This window comes from Salibacterium lacus, assembly GCF_042684865.1.
Taxonomy (GTDB): Bacteria; Bacillota; Bacilli; order Bacillales; family Marinococcaceae; genus Salibacterium; species Salibacterium lacus.
Map to the genome: position 1 here is coordinate 1,322,357 of NZ_JBHUML010000002.1, position 21,817 is coordinate 1,344,173.

At 47.1% G+C, this 21,817-nt stretch carries 17 protein-coding genes; 5 read left to right on the top strand and 12 right to left on the bottom strand.

Going from position 1 to position 21,817, the window contains the following annotated elements; all coding sequences use genetic code 11:
* Positions 1–63 precede the first annotated feature (63 nt).
* Positions 64–3,039 carry a transglycosylase domain-containing protein gene (locus tag ACFSUB_RS07530; RefSeq protein ID WP_380712570.1) on the top strand — a complete coding sequence of 992 codons (2,976 nt, stop codon included), beginning with the start codon at positions 64–66 and terminating at the stop codon, positions 3,037–3,039.
* Between the two features lie 224 nt (positions 3,040–3,263).
* Here the strand turns inward: ACFSUB_RS07530 and acsA are convergent, their stop codons facing one another.
* Entirely contained in the window at positions 3,264–4,982 is a 1,719-nt protein-coding gene (gene acsA / locus ACFSUB_RS07535; protein WP_380712571.1) for an acetate--CoA ligase, read from the bottom strand.
* 269 nt (positions 4,983–5,251) lie between these two features.
* Between acsA and ACFSUB_RS07540 the strand changes: the two genes are divergently transcribed.
* The 3 genes from ACFSUB_RS07540 to ACFSUB_RS07550 all read left to right on the top strand — a co-directional run bounded on the left by ACFSUB_RS07540 (position 5,252) and on the right by ACFSUB_RS07550 (position 7,800).
* Positions 5,252–5,884: a GNAT family N-acetyltransferase gene (locus ACFSUB_RS07540; protein WP_380712572.1), complete on the top strand. Its 633-nt coding sequence runs from the start codon at positions 5,252–5,254 to the stop codon at positions 5,882–5,884.
* Positions 5,885–5,980: 96 nt separating this feature from the next.
* A complete protein-coding gene (locus ACFSUB_RS07545) occupies positions 5,981–6,628 on the top strand; it encodes an acetoin utilization AcuB family protein (protein WP_380712574.1) in 648 nt (215 codons plus the stop codon).
* Positions 6,625–7,800: an acetoin utilization protein AcuC gene (locus ACFSUB_RS07550; protein WP_380712575.1), complete on the top strand. Its 1,176-nt coding sequence runs from the start codon at positions 6,625–6,627 to the stop codon at positions 7,798–7,800. The genes ACFSUB_RS07545 and ACFSUB_RS07550 overlap by 4 nt, the downstream gene beginning before the upstream one ends.
* 127 nt (positions 7,801–7,927) lie before the next feature.
* Here the strand turns inward: ACFSUB_RS07550 and motS are convergent, their stop codons facing one another.
* From motS to ACFSUB_RS07570, 4 genes are all read right to left on the bottom strand, one after another.
* Positions 7,928–8,698 (bottom strand): flagellar motor protein MotS, encoded by a 771-nt coding sequence (motS, locus tag ACFSUB_RS07555; RefSeq protein WP_380712576.1) that lies wholly within the window; start codon positions 8,696–8,698, stop codon positions 7,928–7,930.
* Entirely contained in the window at positions 8,688–9,497 is an 810-nt protein-coding gene (motP, locus tag ACFSUB_RS07560) for a flagellar motor protein MotP (RefSeq protein ID WP_380712577.1), read from the bottom strand. The genes motS and motP overlap by 11 nt, the downstream gene beginning before the upstream one ends.
* Before the next feature lie 62 nt (positions 9,498–9,559).
* Positions 9,560–10,561 carry a catabolite control protein A gene (ccpA, locus tag ACFSUB_RS07565; RefSeq protein ID WP_380712578.1) on the bottom strand — a complete coding sequence of 334 codons (1,002 nt, stop codon included), beginning with the start codon at positions 10,559–10,561 and terminating at the stop codon, positions 9,560–9,562.
* Between the two features lie 248 nt (positions 10,562–10,809).
* Positions 10,810–11,883: a bifunctional 3-deoxy-7-phosphoheptulonate synthase/chorismate mutase gene (locus tag ACFSUB_RS07570; protein ID WP_380712579.1), complete on the bottom strand. Its 1,074-nt coding sequence runs from the start codon at positions 11,881–11,883 to the stop codon at positions 10,810–10,812.
* Positions 11,884–12,088: 205 nt separating this feature from the next.
* Between ACFSUB_RS07570 and ACFSUB_RS07575 the strand changes: the two genes are divergently transcribed.
* The gene (locus ACFSUB_RS07575; protein ID WP_380712580.1) at positions 12,089–14,266 is read left to right on the top strand and encodes a cell division protein FtsA; all 2,178 of its coding nucleotides are present in this window, start codon (positions 12,089–12,091) and stop codon (positions 14,264–14,266) included.
* Positions 14,267–14,294: 28 nt separating this feature from the next.
* On the opposite strand, the gene ACFSUB_RS07580 is transcribed toward ACFSUB_RS07575, so the two are convergent.
* The 7 genes from ACFSUB_RS07580 to ACFSUB_RS07610 all read right to left on the bottom strand — a co-directional run bounded on the left by ACFSUB_RS07580 (position 14,295) and on the right by ACFSUB_RS07610 (position 21,770).
* Positions 14,295–14,729 (bottom strand): YtxH domain-containing protein, encoded by a 435-nt coding sequence (locus tag ACFSUB_RS07580; protein ID WP_380712581.1) that lies wholly within the window; start codon positions 14,727–14,729, stop codon positions 14,295–14,297.
* 6 nt (positions 14,730–14,735) lie between these two features.
* Positions 14,736–15,191, bottom strand: a complete 456-nt coding sequence (locus ACFSUB_RS07585; RefSeq protein WP_380712582.1) for a DUF948 domain-containing protein — start codon at positions 15,189–15,191, stop codon at positions 14,736–14,738.
* A gap of 240 nt (positions 15,192–15,431) precedes the next feature.
* Positions 15,432–16,730 carry a UDP-N-acetylmuramate--L-alanine ligase gene (gene murC, locus ACFSUB_RS07590; protein ID WP_380712583.1) on the bottom strand — a complete coding sequence of 433 codons (1,299 nt, stop codon included), beginning with the start codon at positions 16,728–16,730 and terminating at the stop codon, positions 15,432–15,434.
* Positions 16,731–17,154: 424 nt separating this feature from the next.
* Positions 17,155–17,820, bottom strand: coding sequence for a hypothetical protein (locus tag ACFSUB_RS07595; protein ID WP_380712584.1), 666 nt, complete (start codon positions 17,818–17,820; stop codon positions 17,155–17,157).
* A 24-nt stretch (positions 17,821–17,844) separates the two neighbouring features.
* Positions 17,845–18,939 (bottom strand): nicotinate phosphoribosyltransferase, encoded by a 1,095-nt coding sequence (locus tag ACFSUB_RS07600; RefSeq protein WP_380712585.1) that lies wholly within the window; start codon positions 18,937–18,939, stop codon positions 17,845–17,847.
* A gap of 177 nt (positions 18,940–19,116) precedes the next feature.
* Positions 19,117–19,305 carry a hypothetical protein gene (locus ACFSUB_RS07605; protein ID WP_090927156.1) on the bottom strand — a complete coding sequence of 63 codons (189 nt, stop codon included), beginning with the start codon at positions 19,303–19,305 and terminating at the stop codon, positions 19,117–19,119.
* A 182-nt stretch (positions 19,306–19,487) separates the two neighbouring features.
* Positions 19,488–21,770, bottom strand: a complete 2,283-nt coding sequence (locus tag ACFSUB_RS07610) for a DNA translocase FtsK (protein WP_380712586.1) — start codon at positions 21,768–21,770, stop codon at positions 19,488–19,490.
* Positions 21,771–21,817 lie beyond the last annotated feature (47 nt).

A 21,817-nucleotide genomic window follows, 5' to 3' on the forward strand; every position in this document is an offset into this window, starting at 1 on the left:
AATCCATAGGAAGCAATCCAAGCTTATGCTATAATATCGTTGATGTTTAGGAGGAATCATAACATGAAAAATTTTCTTGAAAAACTGAACGCACGCTTTGATTCCTGGAAAAACAAACCGTTGATCAAAGGGTTAAATATTACTTCCTACGTGTTCTGGAACTTATTACTTATCGCATTTGTAGTATTTATTGCCCTCGGTCTTTTTGCCGGTGGAGCGGGAGCCGGATATTTCATGTCTCTCGTGGAGGATCAGGAGGCGTACAGCAAAGCAGAATTTGAAAACCAGGTCTACAACTACGAAGAAATCAGCGGCATTTATTTTGATGAAGGGAACTTCCTGGGGGAAATTCCTGCAAGGCTGGAACGTAAAGAACGTCCTTTGGAAGAAATGTCCGATCATTTAGTTAATGCCGTTATATCAACAGAGGACGAATATTTCTACGAGCATGAAGGAATTGTTCCGAAAGCACTGCTGCGTGCGGTCTATCAGGAAGTTTCCAATTCCAGTACCCAGACAGGCGGGAGTACGCTGACTCAGCAGGTAGTAAAAAATCAACTTCTAACCAATGAAGTCTCCTTTGAGAGAAAGGCAAAAGAAATTGCGCTCGCGCTCCGAATGGAAAATTATTTTGAGAAAGATTCTATTCTGGAAGCCTACTTAAATATTGTACCGTTTGGCCGCAATGCGGATGGAAGAAACATTGCCGGAGCGCAGTCCGCGGCTGAAGGTATCTTCGGGGTGGATGTGTCAGAACTGAATCCGGCCCAGGCTGCTTTTATTGCCGGTCTTCCCCAGAACCCGTACATTTATACACCGTTTGCCCAGGGCGGTGAGGTAAAAAGTGATATGGAAGAGGGGCTGGCACGGATGGAACGTGTGCTCGGGAACATGCGGGATAATGAATTTATTACCGAAGAAGAATACCAGGCCGCGCTCGATTATGACATAAAGGCAAACCTGGCAGAACCGCAGGGGAGTATTGTGGAAAATTATCCCTATTTGACATACGAAACCCAGCGCAGAGCTTCGCGAATCATCCGCGAAGACTTGATAAATAAAGCCGGCGAGGACCTTGATTCCATGAGCAGCGAAGAACGCCGGGAAACCATCAACCAATACCAGGGCCAGGCGGAAAATGAACTTGCGCTCGGCGGTTACAACGTGCATATTACCGTCAAAAAGAATATTTATGACGCTATGCAGGACGCAGCTGCCAATTCCCAGTGGTACGGTCCGGACCGGCAGGTAGAGGGCAGTGTTGAACAGGAACAGGTCGGCGCCATGATGATCGATAACCAAAACGGCGCGATTCTAAGTTTTGTCGGGGGCCGTAATTTTGATCAGAATAATTTAAATCACGCCACTCAGTCCTACCGGCAGAACGGTTCGACGATTAAGCCGCTTCTTGACTACGCGCCGGCGATGGAGCAGGGCGTCGTCCAGCCGGGTACCATTCTGCCTGACGTTCCCGGTGATTACGAAAATGGGGACGGCAGCTACAAAAACTACGGAGACAGTTATCAGGGATTTGTAAGCGTCCGTGAAGGACTGGTGGAATCACGAAACTCTCCGGCTGTCCGCACATTTGAGAGAATGGAGAAAGAAACAGCCAGACAGGCGCTGCTGGACTTAGGTTTTGACAATATCGGACCGAATGAACCCTATCCTTCCGCAGCAATAGGCGGGCTGACGAACGGAACAACGGTGGAAACAAACACGAATGCATTCGCCGCTTTCGGCAATAACGGGGAATATAACGATTCCTACATGATACAGCGGATCGAAACGAAAGATGGAGAAACCATTTATGAACATCAAACAGAAAGCAGCGACGTATTCTCCCCGCAGACAACATTTTTAACCATTGATATTCTGCGCGATGTACTCGAATCCGGAGGAACAGCATCCAGCCTCCCGGGCATGATGAATTTCGGCGGAGACTGGGCCGGAAAAACCGGCACAACCGATGATACCCACGATTCCTGGTTTGTCGGGTTCAATCCAAATGTTACGTTCGGAATCTGGATCGGCTATGACACCCCGCAGGAAGTCTCCAACTACTATAAAGGCTTGGGTTACGGGGCGCGTACCCAGCAAATCTGGTCCGATTATATGAACGCAGCCTATGAAGCGGAGCAGGAAAGCGAAGAGTCCGTCTTTGGACTGGATGACCGCTTTCAGCAGCCGGACGGTATCGTCAGACAGACCATCTGCGGCATCTCCGGAAAACTTCCAAGTTCAGAATGTGCAGATGCCGGATTTACAACGACCGATTATTTCAATGAACAGTATGTACCGACGGAAACGGATGACAGTCTGGAAAGAGAATCGTTTGTGACCATTAACGGTGCCCGGTATCAGGCCTATGACTCCACCCCTTCCGAATTTACGAGAAGTGGTGTATCCGTCAATGAGGACTTATTTGACGTAGAGAATGTGTCGGAGTATCTGCCTGATGAATGGCAGAATGTCGCTCCCGACCGGCAGGCCCCGGATAACGGGAGAACTCCTTCCCCTGTTGCCAATGTATCGTTCAGCGGAAGCAGTGTGACGTGGTCCTCTCACCGTGACGGTGACATTGTCGGTTACCGGGTGTACCGCACAAATGGAGCACGTGTGGCAAGCATACGTGCCGACGGAACCACATCATTCAATGCCGGTTCAGGATCATACTTTGTCACTGCCGTTGATTCACAGGGACGCGAATCAGGCCAGTCGGCAACGGCCCGCCGCTACATCAGTACGAATGATGGCGGTGAAGAGAATGAGGATGATGGCACTGCAACAGAGGACAGCAGCGGCACAAATGAAGAAGACAATACGGATAATGATTCTTCCGGCAGCAGCTCCCAGGATCAAAATGAGAGTGATGAAACAGAGAATAGTTCGGATAACAATAATGGACAGAATGAGAACAATGGGGAAAATAACAATAACAGTTCCCCGGAAAGCTCAGACCAGGAAAATGGAAATGACACTTCTTCAGGATCAGCAGATAATGATGCATCCGGAAACGACACAGAAGATGATATGTAACGGTCTTTTGAAAGCTTAAAGAGTCTGGGACTAACCTTTTAAAAGATAGAAAAATACCGAACGATTTAAAAAAATCGTTCGGTATTTTTCGTTGCTGATACGAGCCGCTGCGCGGTCCGGTACCTGATCTGAATATACAAAAACCCGAACGATGATGACAATCGTCCGGGTATTTTAAACTCTCTATCTGATTGTTTCAGCTGCTTTTACGTCCTTGATTTGAGTTAATCATCCATCGTGGATAAGTCGCCTGTCGGCAGATTAAGCTCCCAGGCTTTCAGGACACGGCGCATGATTTTGCCGCTTCGTGTCTTCGGCAGTTTATCACGGAATTCCAGCTCACGCGGTGCTGCATGGGCGGAAAGTTCTTTTTTGACAAACTGCTGAATCTCTTCTTTTAACTTATCTGATGCTTTTTCACCCTCAAGCAGTGCTACAAAAGCTTTGATGATTTCTCCGCGGACCGGATCTGGTTTTCCAATAACACCTGCTTCTGCTACAGATGGATGTTCGAGCAGTTTGCTTTCCACTTCAAACGGACCGACTCTTTCTCCCGCTGTCAAAATGACGTCGTCCACTCTGCCCTGGAACCAGAAATATCCGTCTTCATCCATATAGGCGGAATCACCGGAAACATACCAGTCGTTCAGTTCAAAATAGCTGTTATATTTCTCCGGACGATTCCATATCGATCTCATCATGGAAGGCCAGCCCTTTGCAATCGCTAAGTTCCCCATCCGGTTCGGAGGAAGTTCGTTACCTTGATCATCCACAATCGCCGCTTTTATGCCGGGAAGCGGACGACCCATCGATCCTGCTTTAATCGTCATGGACGGAAGGTTGGTGACCATAATCGCCCCGGTCTCGGTCATCCACCACGTATCATGGATACGCAGGTTAAAGACTTTTTCTCCCCACATAACCACTTCCGGATTTAACGGCTCGCCCACACTCAGAATGTGACGCAGGCTGGAAAGGTCATAATTTTTGACGATTTCATCGCCCGCGCTCATCAGCATCCTAAAGGCCGTCGGCGCGCTGTACCAAACCGTGACATTGTAGCGTTCCAGTGTTCCATACCACTCTTCCGGACTGAAACGCCCGCCCCGCACAACGTTGGTCGTTCCGGTGAGCCACGGGGCAAAAATACCGTAAGATGTGCCGGTGACCCAGCCTGGGTCTGCTGTACACCAGTATACGTCTCCTTCCTGGAGGTCAAGAACCCATTTTGCTGTCTGGTAATGCTGAATCATTGCGTTATGAACGTGCAGCACACCTTTGGGCTTGCCGGTGGAACCTGAAGTATAATGAAGAATCAGGCCGTCTTCCCGGTCGACCCACTCTACATCAAATGCATCAGACGCATTTTCAAGGCGTGTCTTGAAGTTATAATACGGGCCTTCTTCTTTCACATCCTCTCCCTGGATGAATACCGTATCAAGATTCGGAAGATCATCCACCGGAACACGTTCAAAAAGCCGCGGCGTCGTAACAATGCACTTCGCTTCACTGTCTTCCAGGCGGTCCCGGACCGCTCCTTCCATAAATGCTTCAAACAGCGGACCAACAATCGCTCCGATTTTAATGGCACCAAAAACGGCAAAATACAATTCCGGGGAACGGGGCATAAAAATAAATACTCTGTCCCCTTTTTGTATTCCTGCGTCCCGCAGCACATTGGCGGCTTTGTTTGTCCAGTGTTTCATCTCTTCAAAGGTGTATTGTTCATCCCTGCCTGCATCGCTGTAATACAGAGCTATCTGATCTTTCTTTTCAGAGGAATCTGCAAAGCGGTCAATGGCTTCATGAGCAAGGTTTACTTTCCCGGTTTCATACCAGCTGAATTCTTTTTCAACCTCACTCCAGTCAAATGTTTCAACGGTTTTATCATAATCTTTCAGGTTATAGTTACCGTCAACAGCTGGAAGCGTTTGCACTTTCATTCAAATCTTCCCCTCTCTTTTTATGTATTTGTGTTCTAAAACACATTATAATATATTGAAACTGTTCCTTCAATTTTTATTACAAACCATCACCCTCCCAATATGCTACTGGATTCTGTTGATGTTATTCCACTTCGTGATTTATTTAAACTTCAAAATTTGTACATTTGGATTTTTATTTTGAGTATTCAAATTCTTTGTGCCTTCATCACTTTTCATCATGTATAATAGGTGGTAACAATTATTGTCTTTATAAAGGTGGTACTCGGATGACCCATAAGAAGACGTATTTTTCTCAGGAACTGGAAGTGGACGGGCGTACGCTCCTTATGGAAGGGCCCCTTTCCGGCACCAGTATTCATAATTATGATTTCCACGAAGGGCTTACGTCTTTTCGAAAACCTGAAGAACAGAAGAAAGCTTTAATAGGAATCGCCGACCTTCCGGAAGGACGTATTAACGCCGTAATAGACGAAGACACGATTATAGGGTATGTTACGTTTGTATACCCTGATCCGCTGGAACGCTGGGCGGAAGCAGAAATGGATAACCTTTTGGAACTGGGGGCCATTGAAATTGCGGAAGAATACCGGGGAGCGAAAGTAGGAACCCGGCTTCTGGAGTTTTCCATGCTGGATGATGCCATGGAAGATTATATTATTATTTCAACAGAATATTACTGGCATTGGGACCTTAAAAACAGCGGTCTCTCCATTTGGGATTACAGAAAAGTAATGGAGCGGATGATGAATGCCGGAGGGTTAAAATGGATGGCAACGGATGATCCGGAGATATCCACCCACCCTGCCAATTGTCTGATGGTCCGAATTGGAAGCAGAGTAGGATATGGTGATATGGAAACATTCGACAATACCCGTTTTACCAACCGGTTCATGTTCTAGTCCGGACGGTCTCCCATTGTTTGATGTCCGGTGAAACACACCATCCGGACACCATTTTTCCATGCTGTGACTATTTAAGAAGATGAGGTGACCTGTATGCTGGTCGAAGAAATAATGAATACCGAGCTGCTGTACCTTTATCCCGGTGATTCCATCGGGAAAGCCCTGGAATACATTGATAAACATAAAATCAGACATGTTCCTGTCGTGGATGAACACCTTGTTCTCACCGGTATCGTATCGGACCGGGATATCAGGGATGCTTCACCGTCGATCTTTCATACACGCTCCCAGGAGGAACATCTGAAAAAACCGGTATCCCGGATTATGACCTTTCCCGTTATAACAGCCAATCCCCTTGATGTAGTGGAGGAGACAGCAGTTGTTTTATACAAAAACCATATCAGCGCTCTGCCTGTTACCGGGGCTCAAGATAAACTTCTAGGTATCTTAACGGAGTCAACCGTTCTTCATACCCTTGTCGAGTTAACCGGGGCCCATCAGCCGTCTTCCCGGATTGAAGTGAAAGCCTTTGACCAACCAGGTGAATTAGCGGCGCTCACATCGATTTTTCACCGGATGCAGATAAATCTCATCAGTGTTCTCGTGTATCCGGGAAAGGATAACGTTTCAAAATATCTGGCGTTCCGTGTGCAGACTATGGATCCGCGCGAAGTTATTAATGAATTGAAAGAAGCCGGTTATGAAGTAAGCTGGCCGCGGATACCGGGGATGAATGAATGATGCAGGAAGCAGCCTTCGTTTATTCAGAAAAGCAGCTCGCCTACAAGTTCAGTGAGGATCACCCTTTCAATCATCTGCGCCTCGCTCTCACCTATGACCTCCTCCGTCATATCGGGGCCGTGAATGACAAAAGTGTAATCAAACCAAGAGTGGCGTCTGATGAAGAAATAGCACTCGTTCACGACTCCTCTTATATCGAAGCAGTGAAAGCAGGCGGACACGGAACATTAAGCAGAGGAATCGCCAATAATTACGGACTGGGCACCGAAGATACACCGGTATTTAAAAACATGCACGAAGCAGCAGCTCTGTTGGTCGGCGGGACTTTGACAGCAGTCGACCTTGTCATGGAAGGAAAGGCCGGGCATGCTCTGAACCTTGGAGGAGGGCTTCACCATGGATTCCGCGGGAAAGCGTCCGGCTTTTGTATTTACAATGACAGTGCTATTGCAATCGAATACATGAAAAGACATTACGGCGCGCGTGTCCTCTATGTAGATACAGACGCCCATCACGGAGATGGTGTTCAGTTTACTTTTTATGATGATCCGGATGTCTGTACTCTTTCGGTCCACGAAACCGGACGTTACCTTTTTCCAGGCACCGGAGATGTCTATGAAAAAGGAAGCGGAGAAGGATTCGGATTTGCTGTCAACGTTCCAATTGATGCGTTTACTGAGGATGCCTCTTTTCTCGAGAACTATGAAAAAGCACTGGAGGAAACCGCTGCATTTTTCAAACCGGATGTTATTCTGACACAAAACGGCGCAGATGCCCATTACTATGACCCTCTCACCCATCTGTCGATAACGATGGAAGCCTACCGGGAAATCCCCCGGGCTGCCCACCGCGTCGCTCACAAGTACTGCGGCGGCAAATGGATAGGTGTCGGAGGGGGCGGCTATGATATGTGGCGGGTTGTCCCCAGGGCGTGGGCCATGATCTGGCTTGAAATGACGAATCAGACGGAACTGCTCCAAAAGCCGCTGCCCAAGTCCTGGGTCAATATGTGGGAGTCCGGATCCCCTGTCCCACTGCCGCATACGTGGAGCGATCCGGAAAATATGTACCCCTATATTCCAAGACGCGCCGAAATCACAGAAAAAAACAGCAAAGTTCTTGATAAAGCGTTATACCACATCCGGAATGAACAGAAAAATAAGCCTTCATAAGGCCGGGAAACGCCGCTCATTCCACCTTCTGACAATAAAAAATCCGAACGTTATCCTTACTTTCGTGTAGAGTGAAAGATAACCGTTCGGATTTTTATATGGGCCTGCTTCTATTGTTTCAATTTTTTTATGCTCCGCCGGCGGATTGTTCCAGCTCTTCTTCAAATTCCGGATCTGAAATTACAACCACGACCCGCCGGTTTTCACGCAGGTTGTCTGTTGAATCATTAGGTACAATCGGGCGAGTGGCCCCGTAACCGACAGCCAGAAATTGATCAAGAGGCAGCGGATGATTATCCGTCAAATAACGGATAACGCTGCTCGCCCTGGCTGATGATAACTCCCAGTTAGAAGGATAACGGAACGTGGAAATCGGCCGTTCATCCGTATGGCCTTCCACTTTCACTAGGTTCGGAAGCGAATCCAGCAGCGTGCCGACTTTATTTAGAAAGGGTTCGGCATCTGTCAAGATCTCTGCTTCCCCCGACTCAAACAGAAGCTGTTCCTGAAGAACAAGGACTACCCCGCGGTCATCTCGTGTAGCTGAAATCTGATCGTTCAGATTATGCTCTTCAAGGTATTCCCGCACTTCCTGCAGCAATCTGTCCAGTTCCCTGTCCTCTTCTGTCTGCTCTGTTGATTCATCAGCTGCTGTTTCACTTTCTTCTTCACTTTCGGAATCACTTTGATCCGGTTGTTCCATTTCCACCATAGACGGGAGATTTTCAAGAATGGCCCTGTTCTGAAAGGACTCGGAAATAGCTTCGAATTTTTTCGCATCAACCACAGACATGGAAAACAGCATAACAAAAAAGACGAGAACAAGCAGAATGATATCAGAAAACGTAGTCATCCATCTCGGAGAACCCTTTTCAGGTTCTTTGCTTCTACGCTTCATTTGCTATTTCCTCCTGTTCCTCCAATTCATTCTCTTTGCCGCTTTCTTTCACAAACGCGCTTAATTTTTCTTCGAGGATTTTTGGATTCTGCCCTGACTGAACACCAATTACACCTTCAATGATGATCTGTTTGGTAAACACCTCATCTTCGGTTTTCTGCTCCAGTTTGGCTGCCATCGGCAGAAATATCATATTGGCAAGAATCGTACCGTAAAGCGTGGTAATCAGAGCAAGCGCCATATTCGGACCGAGTGTGGCCGGATCCTCCAGATCCTGAAGCATGAGTACCAGGCCGATTAATGTACCTACCATCCCCCAGGCAGGAGCATATTCCCCCGCTTTTTCAAAAAGGCGCCGGCCTTTTTTATGCCGTTCCTCCATCGCGGTGGCTTCGGCCATCATAATATCCTTGATTATGTCTGGTTCAATACCATCCACTGCGAGAAGAACGCCTTTTTTAATAAAAGGATCCTCGACCTCATCCAGCCCCGCTTCCAAAGCAAGCAGCCCTTCTCTCCGGGCTTTGGTGGAGAGATCGGAAAATGTATCAATCAGTTCTTTTAGATTGTTTTCTTTATGTTGAAAAGCTTCTTTTGTCACGGAAGGAATAAGTTTTAAATCCTGTGATGAAAAACCGATCAGCAGGGCGGCAACAATTCCGCCCAGCACAATCGATAAAGATGCCACCTGAATAAAAAACACAACAGAACTCAGACCCGCATTCGTATAAACTGCAAAAAGCAGTGTTGTAACCCCTACTACTATTCCTATAGGTGTCATTAAATCCATTTTTTTCATAAAATAATCCCTGACTCCCTGTAAATATTTTCAGCGGCTGCGATGCGGGCATAGATCAGCAGTTAAAACGAGGTGGAGTTCCGATTTTCAAGAAGGTGCGGAAGGACAACAACTTCATCCTCTACATCTTCCTTGTTCATATACTTGGTCAGTAAACGCATCGAAACAGCGCCGATATCATACATTGGCTGTACCACCGTCGTAAGTGTCGGTCTTACCATCTGAGCAAGGCGTGTGTTGTCAAAACCGACAACCTGCACATCCTCCGGCACATTCCAGCCACTGTCCTGCAGACCGTGAATCACTCCAAGAGCAACCTCATCCGTTGCAGCAAAAATGGCCGAAGGCGCCTTGTCCAGTTCCATTAACTGCTGTGCTGCCTCAAGCCCGGAATCATATGAATAGTCACCGACAGCCACCAGATTTTCGTCAAACCCATTGCCAATTTCTTCGCATGCCTTTTTATACCCGCTGAATTTCTGATAACCGTTGACAGGATCTTCAAGTGGTCCGCTTACCATAGCGACATTCTCCGACCCTGAGCGGATCAGCTCTGCTACCGCATCAAATGCAGCCTGGTGATAATCTATATTGACCGACGGCATTTCTTTGTTCTCATCCAGTGTCGCCGCTAACACGACTGGAACGGAAGAACGTTTGAAGGTTTCGGCATGATCTTCTGTGATTTCGCCTCCCATAAACAGAATACCGTCCACTTGTTTTTCAAGCATTGTATTGATTAAGTGAAGCTCTTTTTCTTTGTTCTGATCGGAATTGCACAAAATAATATTATACTTGTACATCGTCGCAATATCTTCAATCCCACGTGCCAGTTCAGCAAAAAATATGCTGGAGATATCGGGGATGATGACACCAACGGTTGTTGTTTTTTTGCTGGCCAGACCCCTCGCCACTGCGTTGGGGCGGTATCCGAGCCCTTCAATAGCGTCCAGCACTTTTTTCCGGGTGGCCGGCTTCACGTTTGGATTGCCGTTTACCACGCGGGAAACTGTCGCCATCGAAACTCCTGCTTCTCGTGCCACATCGTAAATTGTTGTATTCAATGGAAAGCCTCCTCTAGTTTCCTTTCATTTTTTTTCATACGTACTGTAATCATATTATAACTGAAGGAGGTTCCGCAATTCCTCTCCCTGGTTATATCGGTCAAAGCGTCGAAAATTACACCTTGATATACAAATTTGCCATATTTCCTGCCTGAAAAATGATGACAGCCACCATCTCATTTGATCACAGTTTCCCCATTTTTACAAAAAAAAGGCGCCCTCCATATTCCGGAGGGCGCTGAATTCATTTACTTATACAGGCCTGCATCGCGTAGGTTCTGAACAAACGAATGGAACTGATTAATATCCATCTGCTGCGCAGAGTCGGACAAGGCCACCGCAGGATCCGGGTGAACTTCTGCCATGACACCGTCGGCACCGATGGCCAGAGCTGCTTTAGCAGTAGGTTCAAGAAGGTCACGGCGGCCGGTGGAATGCGTCACGTCAACAAATACAGGCAGGTGTGTTTCCTTTTTCAAAATCGGAACGGATGAAATGTCCAGTGTATTTCTTGTTGCTTTTTCATACGTCCGGATTCCACGCTCACAAAGCATGAGGTTATTATTGCCGTTGGCAAGAATGTATTCGGCGGCTTTCATGAATTCATCAATCGTGGCAGACATCCCCCGCTTCAAGAGAACAGGAGTCTGGTGCGATCCCGCTTCTTTCAGAAGATCAAAATTCTGCATATTCCGTGTGCCGATCTGGATAACATCTACATAATCAGCAGCCATTTCAATATCTTTAGGATTCATGATTTCACTGATGACACTCATGTCCAGTTCATCGGCCACCCGCTTGAGAATTTCCAGGCCTTCCCTGCCGAGACCCTGAAAATCATACGGGGAGGAACGCGGTTTAAACGCGCCGCCTCTTAAAAGATTCAGACCCTGCTCTTTCATGGCAGAAGCCACTTCGTATACCTGCTCATAGCTTTCTACAGAGCATGGTCCCATAATCAGGCGCTGCTTGCCGTCTCCCACTTTTTCGCCTTTGAGATCCACAATGGTATCTTCCGGTTTTTTCTTTCTTGAGACGAGCAGTGCTTTGCGGTTATCATCTTCCTGCAGTTCCAGACTTGCCTGAAAAATCTGTTTAAAAAGATGCTGCATCGTACTCGTTTCAAACGGTCCTTCATTATTTTCTGTAATCATGTCGAGCATTTTACGTTCGCGTACCGGATCAAACCGGTTCTGTCCCGCACGGCTTTTCACTTTGCCGATTTCCTGCACGAGACCCGCCCGTTTATTAATAAGCTCAAGCAATTGCAGGTTCACATCATCCAGCTGTTCTCTCAGCGCTTCCAGTTCTTCGTTACTCATCTCTTCCCCACTCCTTACGTGATTTCCCTTTTCTCTTGATATGTGTTACATTTTTTATGATTAAGACCCATTATATAAGAAGATGACTGAAATGTCAGCCCCTTTTTCTTTGTTAATTGAACGCTTTTAAGTGTTAAAGTATTTTTTCCTTTAAAATCAGCTTTTTTTATTATCCACATTATAATTTTTTGAGGTGTGTGAGACGATGACACATAACGGGGAGATTATGTATGCACTGGATATCGGCACCCGGTCTGTTACGGGGTTAATTCTGAAACAGCTGAATGGCGCATTTGAGCTGGTGGATGTCGAATCCAGGGAACATAAGGAACGATCCATGATGGATGGACAAATTCATAATGTAGCTGCTGTCAGTGATGTGATCCGTGAAACAAAGGCGGCACTGGAAGAAAGACACGGACCGCTGCATAAAGTATGTGCAGCAGCAGCCGGAAGATCTTTAAAAACCCAGCGGGCTTCGATGGAACTTGATATTTCAGGGCAGCCTTGTGTGTTCGAAGGGGATATACCTCCGCTTGAGCTCGGAGCAGTGCAGAAAGCCCAGCACCAGCTTGCTTTTGAAACGGAACGTGATTCGGACAAAAGTCTCCAGTACCATTGTGTCGGGTATTCTGTTGTTGCTTATTATGTAGATGGACAGGAAATAGGAAGTCTTTTGGATCAATCAGGTGAGAAGGCATCCGTCGATGTCATTGCAACCTTCCTTCCAAAAGTTGTCGTAGAATCACTCATAAGCGCGTTGCAGCGGGCCGACCTTGAATTGGAAGCATTGACACTGGAGCCAATTGCTGCCATTAATGTGTTAATTCCACCGTCGATGCGCCGTCTGAATGTTGCTCTCGTCGACATTGGCGCTGGAACGTCGGATATTGCCATTACAGACCTTGGAACGGTTACCGCCTACGGCATGGTACCCATAGCCGGCGATGAAGTAACAGAAGCGCTGAGTGACGAATTCCTGCTCGATTTTCCGGACGCGGAACGGGTGAAACGGGATTTGACGGCCGGGAATACTATTCTTGTAACGGACATCCTCGGCATGGAAACAGAGTACCAGGCTGAAGAAGTAACAGCCCCCATCCGGCCTTCTATCGAGCATCTTGCTGCAGAAATCAGTTCTGAGATTCTGACGCTCAATACAAAGCCGCCTAAAGCCGTTATGCTGGTAGGCGGCGGCAGTATGACCCCCGAAATTGCAAAGCATTTAAGTGAAGCACTCAATCTTCCGGAAAACAGAGTGGCACCAAGGGATATTGAAGCCATAAAAAACCTGTCCTACGAAGGGATACAACCAGGACCGGAACTTGTTACACCGGTTGGTATCGCTATTGCAGCCAAAGAGCATCCGGTTGAATACATCCCGGTTTATGTAAACGGACGATCCATCCGCCTGTTTGATGTAAAAACGTTAACTATCGGTGATGCCGTCCTCGCCTCCGGCCTATCGATCCGAACATTATACGGCAGGCCCGGTGAAGCTGCAGTTATTACGTTGAATGGGCGGGTCATATCCATTCCCGGGACACGCGGGGAAGCACCAGTTATCATACAGAACGGCCGGCCTGCTTCCATCAAAGATTCCATTACTCCGGGCGATGACCTCACTCTGGAAAAAGGGAAAGATGGAAATCCAGCCTCTGCAGCATTTAAAGATATTGTTGACGAGCCTCCGGAAATGAAACTCGTCATTAATGACCGCGAGTACCTGATTCCACCGATGTACATCCAAAATGGGAGACAGGTATCTTCAGAAGAAGCACTGAAAGACCGGGACGATTTAGTCTTCAGGCTTCCTGAGAATCTGGAAGAAGTGTGGAACGTGATGAACTGGAAAATTCCTGTATCCTCCGCTCATACTGCGTATTACGTGGATAATAAGGAGGCTTCCCTCCCCGAAATGTTATATCCATTCTCCCGGAACGACCGGCCTGCTTCCCCGCAGGAGCCTGTACGGACGGGCGACATTATCACAGCCGGGCATGAGCAGAAGGAAGTTACGGTCCGAAACCTTCTGGAACATCAGGGAATACAGACCACAGCACAGCAACAGGTATTTTTTAATGAGGAAACAGTAGATATGGAAAAAACAATCGTTGAAGTGCAGATAAACGGGGAAAAAGCAGGACTGGACGACCCATTATCATCCGGGGATCATGTAACGACGGAGAAAACAATGTCTTCCCTTGATTTTATCGTCCAGGACATCTTCTCTTACGTTACAGTAGATCTACAGTACCATACCGGGAAAACGTGGAACCTTACAAAAAACAAAGAACCGGCCTCCTTTACAGAACCCCTTCACGGCGGGGACCAAATTGAACTGGAACTGTTTGATAAAGACGAAAAACGCTTTGCCGATTAACCGGCAAAGCGTTTTTCTATCTCTATCCTTACGTTTGATCTTTTTCTTCGGTGGAGGCGTGGAGATCGCGTACATCTTCTTTCACGCTGTCAACGTTCCCCTGTTCTGCTTCCAAATCTTCCGACAGCTCTTCGGCAAGTTCATCTGCTGTTTTCTCCTCGTTGCCTTCGCTTCCGGAAGAGGCTGTTTCTTTCACTTTACCATAAAGCTGGGAAGACTGCTCAGAAACGTTTTTTGCGATTTCCGATGACTTCTCCCGGGCATAATCCGCCCACTTCGAACCTTTTTCATAAGCATCGTTTGTCAGTTCATTTGTTTTTTCCTTGGCAGAATAAGCTCCTTCAGACAACTCACCGCGCAGCTCTCTTCCCGATTTCGGAGCCATCAGCAGTGCAGAGCAGGCGCCGACAATACCACCAATCAACGTGCCAATAACAAAATCCTTCGTGTTCATATCTGACATGTTACATCATCCTCCTGTCGTATAACTATTTTCATTCTGATTCACTTCTTTTTTGCGCTTGCGGTCCTGCCATTTTGCATACAAATCAATGGCAGCATTCCCCCACTGCACAGCCTGTGCAACCTGTTCAGACTGCTCTCTGGAGTGGCGGCTGATGGAATCCGACATATCTTTGAAAGAATAGTTCACATTCTCCAGAGAATCTCCCACATCTTTCAGAGACGTAAATAAACCGTTCAATGATTCAGTTTTATGTTGGACATCATCTGCTATAACATTTGTTTTCTGAATCAGTTGTTCGGATTCACTGGTGATGCCTTCCACCTGTTTTTCCATGCGTTCCATCGTGGTGGATACTTTCTCCATCGTCTGGGTGGCAGCTTTTAATGTTTTAATAAGGTAAATTACTAAGACTGCGATGGCTATTGCGACTATCAGCGCACTTATGTACACTAGTTCCATTGAACGTTTACACCTCCCTTCCTGTAAGTGTACCACGAATCACACCACATGAAACATAAAATCTGATTCTTCGATTAAATCCCTGCATCCATGTACTCTCTTCGACAAACGTTCTGAAATTCCTTTTCGCTGAAAAATATTATTTCATTTTTGAGCGATCAAAAAGCTCGTGCCAAACGCAGGAATCACACATACGAAATAAGCAATGGAGCTGTGTCAAAAATACAGCTCCATTAATAGTTATACAAGTTGTTTTTCATAGGCTGCCTGGAATTTCTGAATGTCGCCGGCCCCCATAAAAAGCAGGATTCCGTGTTCGTGAACCCCCAGTGAATCAACCTGATCCTCCGTAATGACACGGGAACCCGGTATCTGGTTCTGTAGATCTTCAATTGATAAAGCTCCGTCTTCTTCACGTGCCGAACCGAAAATGTCACAAAGGTACACTTGGTCGGCCTGCCGCAGGCTTTCTGCAAAAGCATCGAGAAATGCTCTTGTTCTGGAAAAAGTATGCGGCTGAAACACAGCTATAATATCCCGGTTCGGATATTTCTGCCGGGCAGCTTCTATGGTTGCGTTGATTTCGGTCGGATGATGAGCGTAATCATCAATTAATGTCTGACTTCCTGCTTCTTTTTCCGTGAACCGGCGTTTCACACCCGGAAAGGAGGCAAGCTGCTCTTTAATTACTTCCGCCGGTACTTCTTCATAATGGCAGAGAGCAATGACACCCAGAGCATTCAGCACATTATGCCTCCCGTATCCGGGTATGGTGAACGTACCTAAACGGTCCCCGCGGATTTTGACGTCAAACGTGGTTCCTTTTTCATCCGTCTGAATGTTGTCCGCATTGAAATCATATTTTCCTTCTATTCCGTAGTACACAATCGGCACCGGGACATTTAACGTCTGAAGGTATTCATCATCTCCACATGCTACAATGCCTTTCTTTACGTTACGGGCCATTTCCTCAAATGCCCGGATCACATCATCGACATCTTCAAAATAGTCAGGGTGGTCAAAATCGATATTGGTCATCACCGCATAATCCGGTTCATAATGGAGAAAGTGGCGTCTGTATTCACATGCCTCAAATACAAAATAGCTGCTTTCTTCTTCTCCTTTTCCTGAGCCGTCCCCTATTAAATATGATGTCGGTTTATAAGCTCCGATCACATGAGCAAGCAGCCCTGTTGTAGATGTTTTACCGTGGGATCCAGTTACTGCAATGGATGTGAACTGCTGTAGAAATCCTCCCAAAAAAGAGGGATATCGGTGTATCTCCATGCTTCGGTCCTGTGCTTCCTTAATTTCAGGATTGCTTTCTCCGTAGGCCGGTGAAGCAATCACATGCTGGTCGTCTGAGATATTTTCCTTCTGGAACGGGAAAATGGGAATACCTTTGCGTTCCAAAGGAAGCTGAGTGAAAAACTGCTTATCTACATCAGAACCCTGGACATTATATTTCATATCGTGAAGAATCTGCGCCAGGGCACTCATTCCCGAACCTTTAATTCCTATAAAATGATAGGTTGTCATAGTTGTGGCCCTCCATCTTATCCAGTTGTCCGGCCCGCCTTCGGAACCGGAACGAAAACACACGGGCTTTTTTCCTTCTTACCTTGCAAACACCTACATCATTATATCAGAAACAAATCAAAGCTCCAATACAAAGTGAAACTTCCATTCATCGTGCTCTCCGATGAATGGTTAGTTGAACAAGTCGGGGTGCCGGCAGCCGTCTATTTCTGTTTCGCATTTTGAAACAGAAACTTTACGGATGCCTGCACCGGGACAAAGTGAAACTTCCATTCATAGTGGTTTCCTATGAATGGAAGGGGATCAAAGGCTGAGGACGCCACGTCCTGTGGCAGCGCCTTTGTGACTCACATCGTGCGAGCCCGAACTCCCCGGGGATAATGTTACGGTCTTATCCTGAGCACACAGGATACTCCCCGTAGAGTTATAAAGGGGAGGTGTCTGCATACACAAGCCAGGAGGCTCCATTATCCTTCATAAATCGAAGTCTCCGATTTTCTTCTTCTTTTTTCTCGTAACGTGCTTTCCATTCCCGCAGTTCAGCATCATCCCCGGGCATAATAAGCGGTACGACAGGGCTGAACACCCGGTTCTCAAAACCGCAGTAAACCGGACGGGCCAGGATATAGGAAGTCTTCTCAAAGAGCGGAAAATTTCCATGTAAGGAAGACAATCTTTTTTCTTCTTTTTCCCATAAAGGAACAGCTGTTACTGATCCGCTCTGCAGACTTATCACTCTGAATGGTTCCAGCGCAGCCGTCAATACAAGTCCGCTCAGCTGTATTTGGGAGGGCGTGAGAACAGCAGCCTTTTCTTTTACAAATAAATCAAAAAGTCTACTCCCGATAATGGTGACATAATCAAATGCAAACCAGTCCTCAAAATACTGCCGCCACGGTTCTTCTTCCAGGTCTGAAACATCACACCCGGCCTGTTCGGCAAACATATGCTTTGCGCGTACTTTTTCACGCAGGTTCGTATTATGTTTCAGCCAGTCTTCATAAGCATCCAGCAGTTCCATAAGGTCAAGATCCGCCTGCTTCTGCTTCTCTCTGCGGTGTTCTTCAAAACTCGGAACATTGGATATCATCAGCACCGCCCCTTTCCGTGCTATCTAAACTCGTTCCAAACGGGGGTTCGGGCGGTAGACCCGTCCTGCTTTCGCCTCATCTTTATCATTTATCTTTACATTATCCCCCGTAAAACCAATATGAATCTCCAGAAGGCTGCTTCCGACACCGTATAGATCAATTGGAACATTCATATCCTCGTATTCATTGATTTTCTCTGCCGTGAAGCCTCCGCTGGCAAGTATCTGTACATGTTGATACCCTTCTTCATCCAGGGCTTCACGGAGCGCAAACAGAAGTTTCGGGTTGGCACCGCGTGGGTCGAAAGCTCCCATCACTTCAGGGTGACGGCAGAAATACTGGTCCACCATGTGGTTGGACGTATCCACCCGGACTCCTTTCAGCTCATATCCAAATTCACGTGCCAGTTTCAGAGAATCCATAATGACATCATTATTGTAATCAACCAGTGCCATTAAATCGTCATCAGGGTACGTTTCTTTATACGCATAGCTGGCCGCTACGACGTCTCCTTCAAATAACTGAATCAACGCATGCGGCATCGTTCCCATTCCTTCTTTTCCCCACCATTCGCTCATAGCGTGGGTAGCCTGAGCCTTTGACCCACCGATATAAGCGGAATATCCGTCCCCGGCCTGCTGGGTGAAATGGTCATCCCGGTCTCCCATAAATATAACCGGCTTCCTTGCCCCTGATTTCCGGGCTGCTTTCACAACATTATATACATTCGTGGCAACGGATGTGCGGCGGGCAAAAATACCGTCAATCAACCCTTCCAGGTGGCCGAAATTCGGATAGGGACCTTCAATGGTAAGAACCGTTTCATATGGTTCCACCTTGTCGCCGTCTTCGAGAGAGTGAATGACAAGATCCTCCGGATTTTTGGCGAAAGTCTTGATCAGGGCTATCACCTCATCGGTTCCACAGAGAACAGCATGTTTCTTCTGAAAAAACTGCATCGTTACATTTTCGCTGGGTTTATACTTTTCGGCGATTTCTCTTGTTTTCAGAAAATAAACAGCGGAAAACCAACCCTCTCCGACCCGTTCATCAAATTTGAACGTTTCATTGGTCAGTCGTTTTATATCTCCCTGCATTTTCAGTGCGATTTCTTTCATCAGCCTACTCCTTAACATTCAAAAATAATTTCATTGATATCTATCAAAGGATAAAAGAAAAAGCTGTTTCAAAGAAGCACACGGCGCTGCCTGTTCTGCCTGCACCTTATACCTTTTGAAACAGCCTTTGTTCAAGCAGCCTCATTTCCAAATACTCTCAGCTCTCAAACTTCTTTCTCAGTGAACCAGGTCGCCCCGGCCCTGTTCCATAATAACAGCTTCGAGAATCTCCTGTACATCTGCTTCGTTAACGTCCCGCAGTCCGTCCTGAAGCACAATCGGTGTATCCTTCTCTTCCTGTTTCAAAAGTTCCAGAGCCTCCGGATACAAAAATCCCAACAATACATTCAGCTGAATCTGTTCCATAAGAGCTCCTCCTTCTCAAGAAGTATGCCGGCTTCGGAATTTCAGCCTCTGTTCCATCATGTTTCTTAAAACGTGCTTTCCACGGTCCAGAGGAAGGTTCATGAATGCTGTGGTACCCTGTCTCTCTCTATATTATAGAACGCGGAGAGGAAAAACAAGCTTTTTGCTGAGATGGTGGCCTCTCATCCGCCGATCTGTTCTTGAATTTCATGTTCACTTAACAGTACGTTCCGGGGTTTACTTCCATTCGCTTCAGAAATAATCCCCTGCTTTTCCATCATATCAATAAGACGGGCGGCACGGTTATAACCAATGGAAAAGCGGCGCTGCAACAGGGACGAAGAAGCTCCCCCCTGCCCTGATACAAAGAGGCAGGCTTCCGGAAAAAGCTCATCGCTGTTTTCTTCCTGCTCTGCTTTTTTCTGAAGATCTTCCCTCCCAAAGATGTAGGAGGGCTGCTTCTGCTGCTTTACGTCATTCGTGACGGCATCAATTTCTTCATCCGTTACAAAAGTCCCCTGCACCCGGAGCGGCTTGGAGGTGCCGTTTTGGTGGAAGAGCATATCTCCTTTCCCTATCAGCCGTTCTGCACCGCCTGCATCCAGAATGGTACGGGAATCAGCCTGGGAGGAAACAGCAAAGGCTGTGCGGCTTGGAATATTAGCCTTAATCAAACCTGTAATCACATCAACGGAAGGACGCTGCGTGGCGACCAGAAGATGTATGCCGCAGGCCCGCGCCTTTTGGGCAATCCGGCAGATGGCATCTTCCACATCCTGGGGAGATACCATCATCAGATCAGCGAGCTCATCGATGACTATGACGATATACGGCATTTTATCGGCTTTATTCTCCATTTTTTCGTTGTATTTCTTAATATCGCGGACGCCCTCTGCGGCCAGTTTTTCATAACGTTCATTCATTTCAGCCACGGCCCGTTTCAGTCCCGCCGTCGCCTCTTTAGCATCATTTATAACCGGAGTCACAAGGTGGGGGATGTCTTTATATGAAGCCAGCTCCACCATTTTCGGGTCAATCAGCATCAATTTTACTTCGTCGGGGTCCGCTTTATACAGCAGACTGAGGAGGATGGAATTAATACATACACTTTTTCCGGAACCGGTAGCACCTGCGATCAGTCCGTGCGGCATATCCTGCAGATCCGTGACAATCGGAGAGCCGGAAATATCAAGTCCCATCGCGACCGTCAATGGCGATTCCTTTCGTATGAAAGCGTCCCGCCTCAGGATTTCCCGGAGCAGAACAGGCTCACTCTCCGCATTCGGAACTTCTATTCCAATCGTGTTTTTCCCGGGGATGGGGGCTTCCATCCTCAAATCTTTCGCCGCCATCGCAAGCTTTATGTCATCGGTGAGATTAGTGATTTTATTCACTTTCACCCCTGCTGCGGGCTGGACTTCGTACCGCGTGACGGAGGGGCCTTTTGTCATATCCACCACTTCTGCATCGACGTTAAAATTCTGAAGCGTCTGCTCCAGCTGCTGCTTCTGGTAAGAAAAATCTTCTTCCTGCATTTCCGGTTTTCTCGACGGCTGCTGCAGAAGCTGAATGGAAGGAAAGTGGTAAGCGGACGGGTCTGACGTTTTGGAATTTCTGCCGTTCGAACCACGACCAGGCTTTTTGTCAGGCTGACGGAGCACATTAAATGGAACCCCCGGACTGGCAGCGTCCTTTTCCTTCCGGGAGGTCTGTGCCGCTTCGCGTTCACGGCGTCTCCGTTCCTGACGGGTGGATGAGCTCTGCGAAGAGGAGCGTGCTTTCTCTTCGTTTTGCTCTGTTTCCTCTGTCTTCTTCGAAGATTCCAGGTCAACCGCTTCTACAGCAGTTTCTGTGCTTTCTTTTTCTTTCATTTCGCTTTCGGAAACATGCGTTTCAATAGGTTCGGTTTCCTCAACACCGGCATCCTTCTCTTCCGCAGGCGGGGGGGAAACGTATGTATCGAGTGCTGCACTGTCCGGTTTTGTCTCCTGCTCCGCTGATTCATCCTCCCATTCCTGTTGGGATGGAATCTCTTCCTCATGTTTTTTCAGGTAGCTGGAATGAAGCGGAACATTTTCAAAGCCAAAAATGGGAGACGGTATATTCTCTGCGATGAAATCATTTCCCTGGAAATAAGTACGTGAGGTCTCTTTTTCATTTTCCGCGGGGGCAGACGCCCGGCTTTTTTGTTTTTCAGAAGCATAAGAAGGCGGGCTTTCCTCCTGTGTTTTTTCTTCTTTGTCTTTTCCGCTTCCGTGCGTCTGTAGTTTTGCATCCAGTCTGTCCTGCCCGCTCTTAGGGTAATAATGCACCATTTTAATTCGGGAATCCGACTGTTTATGAAGCTGTGCAGGTCTGCTGGGTGCCGGTTTTTCTGTTTCGTTTTCTTCCTGCCCGGCATGCTCTTCGTTTCCAAAAAAGAAACGCTGCATTTTTTCTTTCAGCCGTTGAAAGGAACCAGCCATAGTATATTTCTCCTCTTTCCGGAATGTCATCAATGAAGCGGGGATGC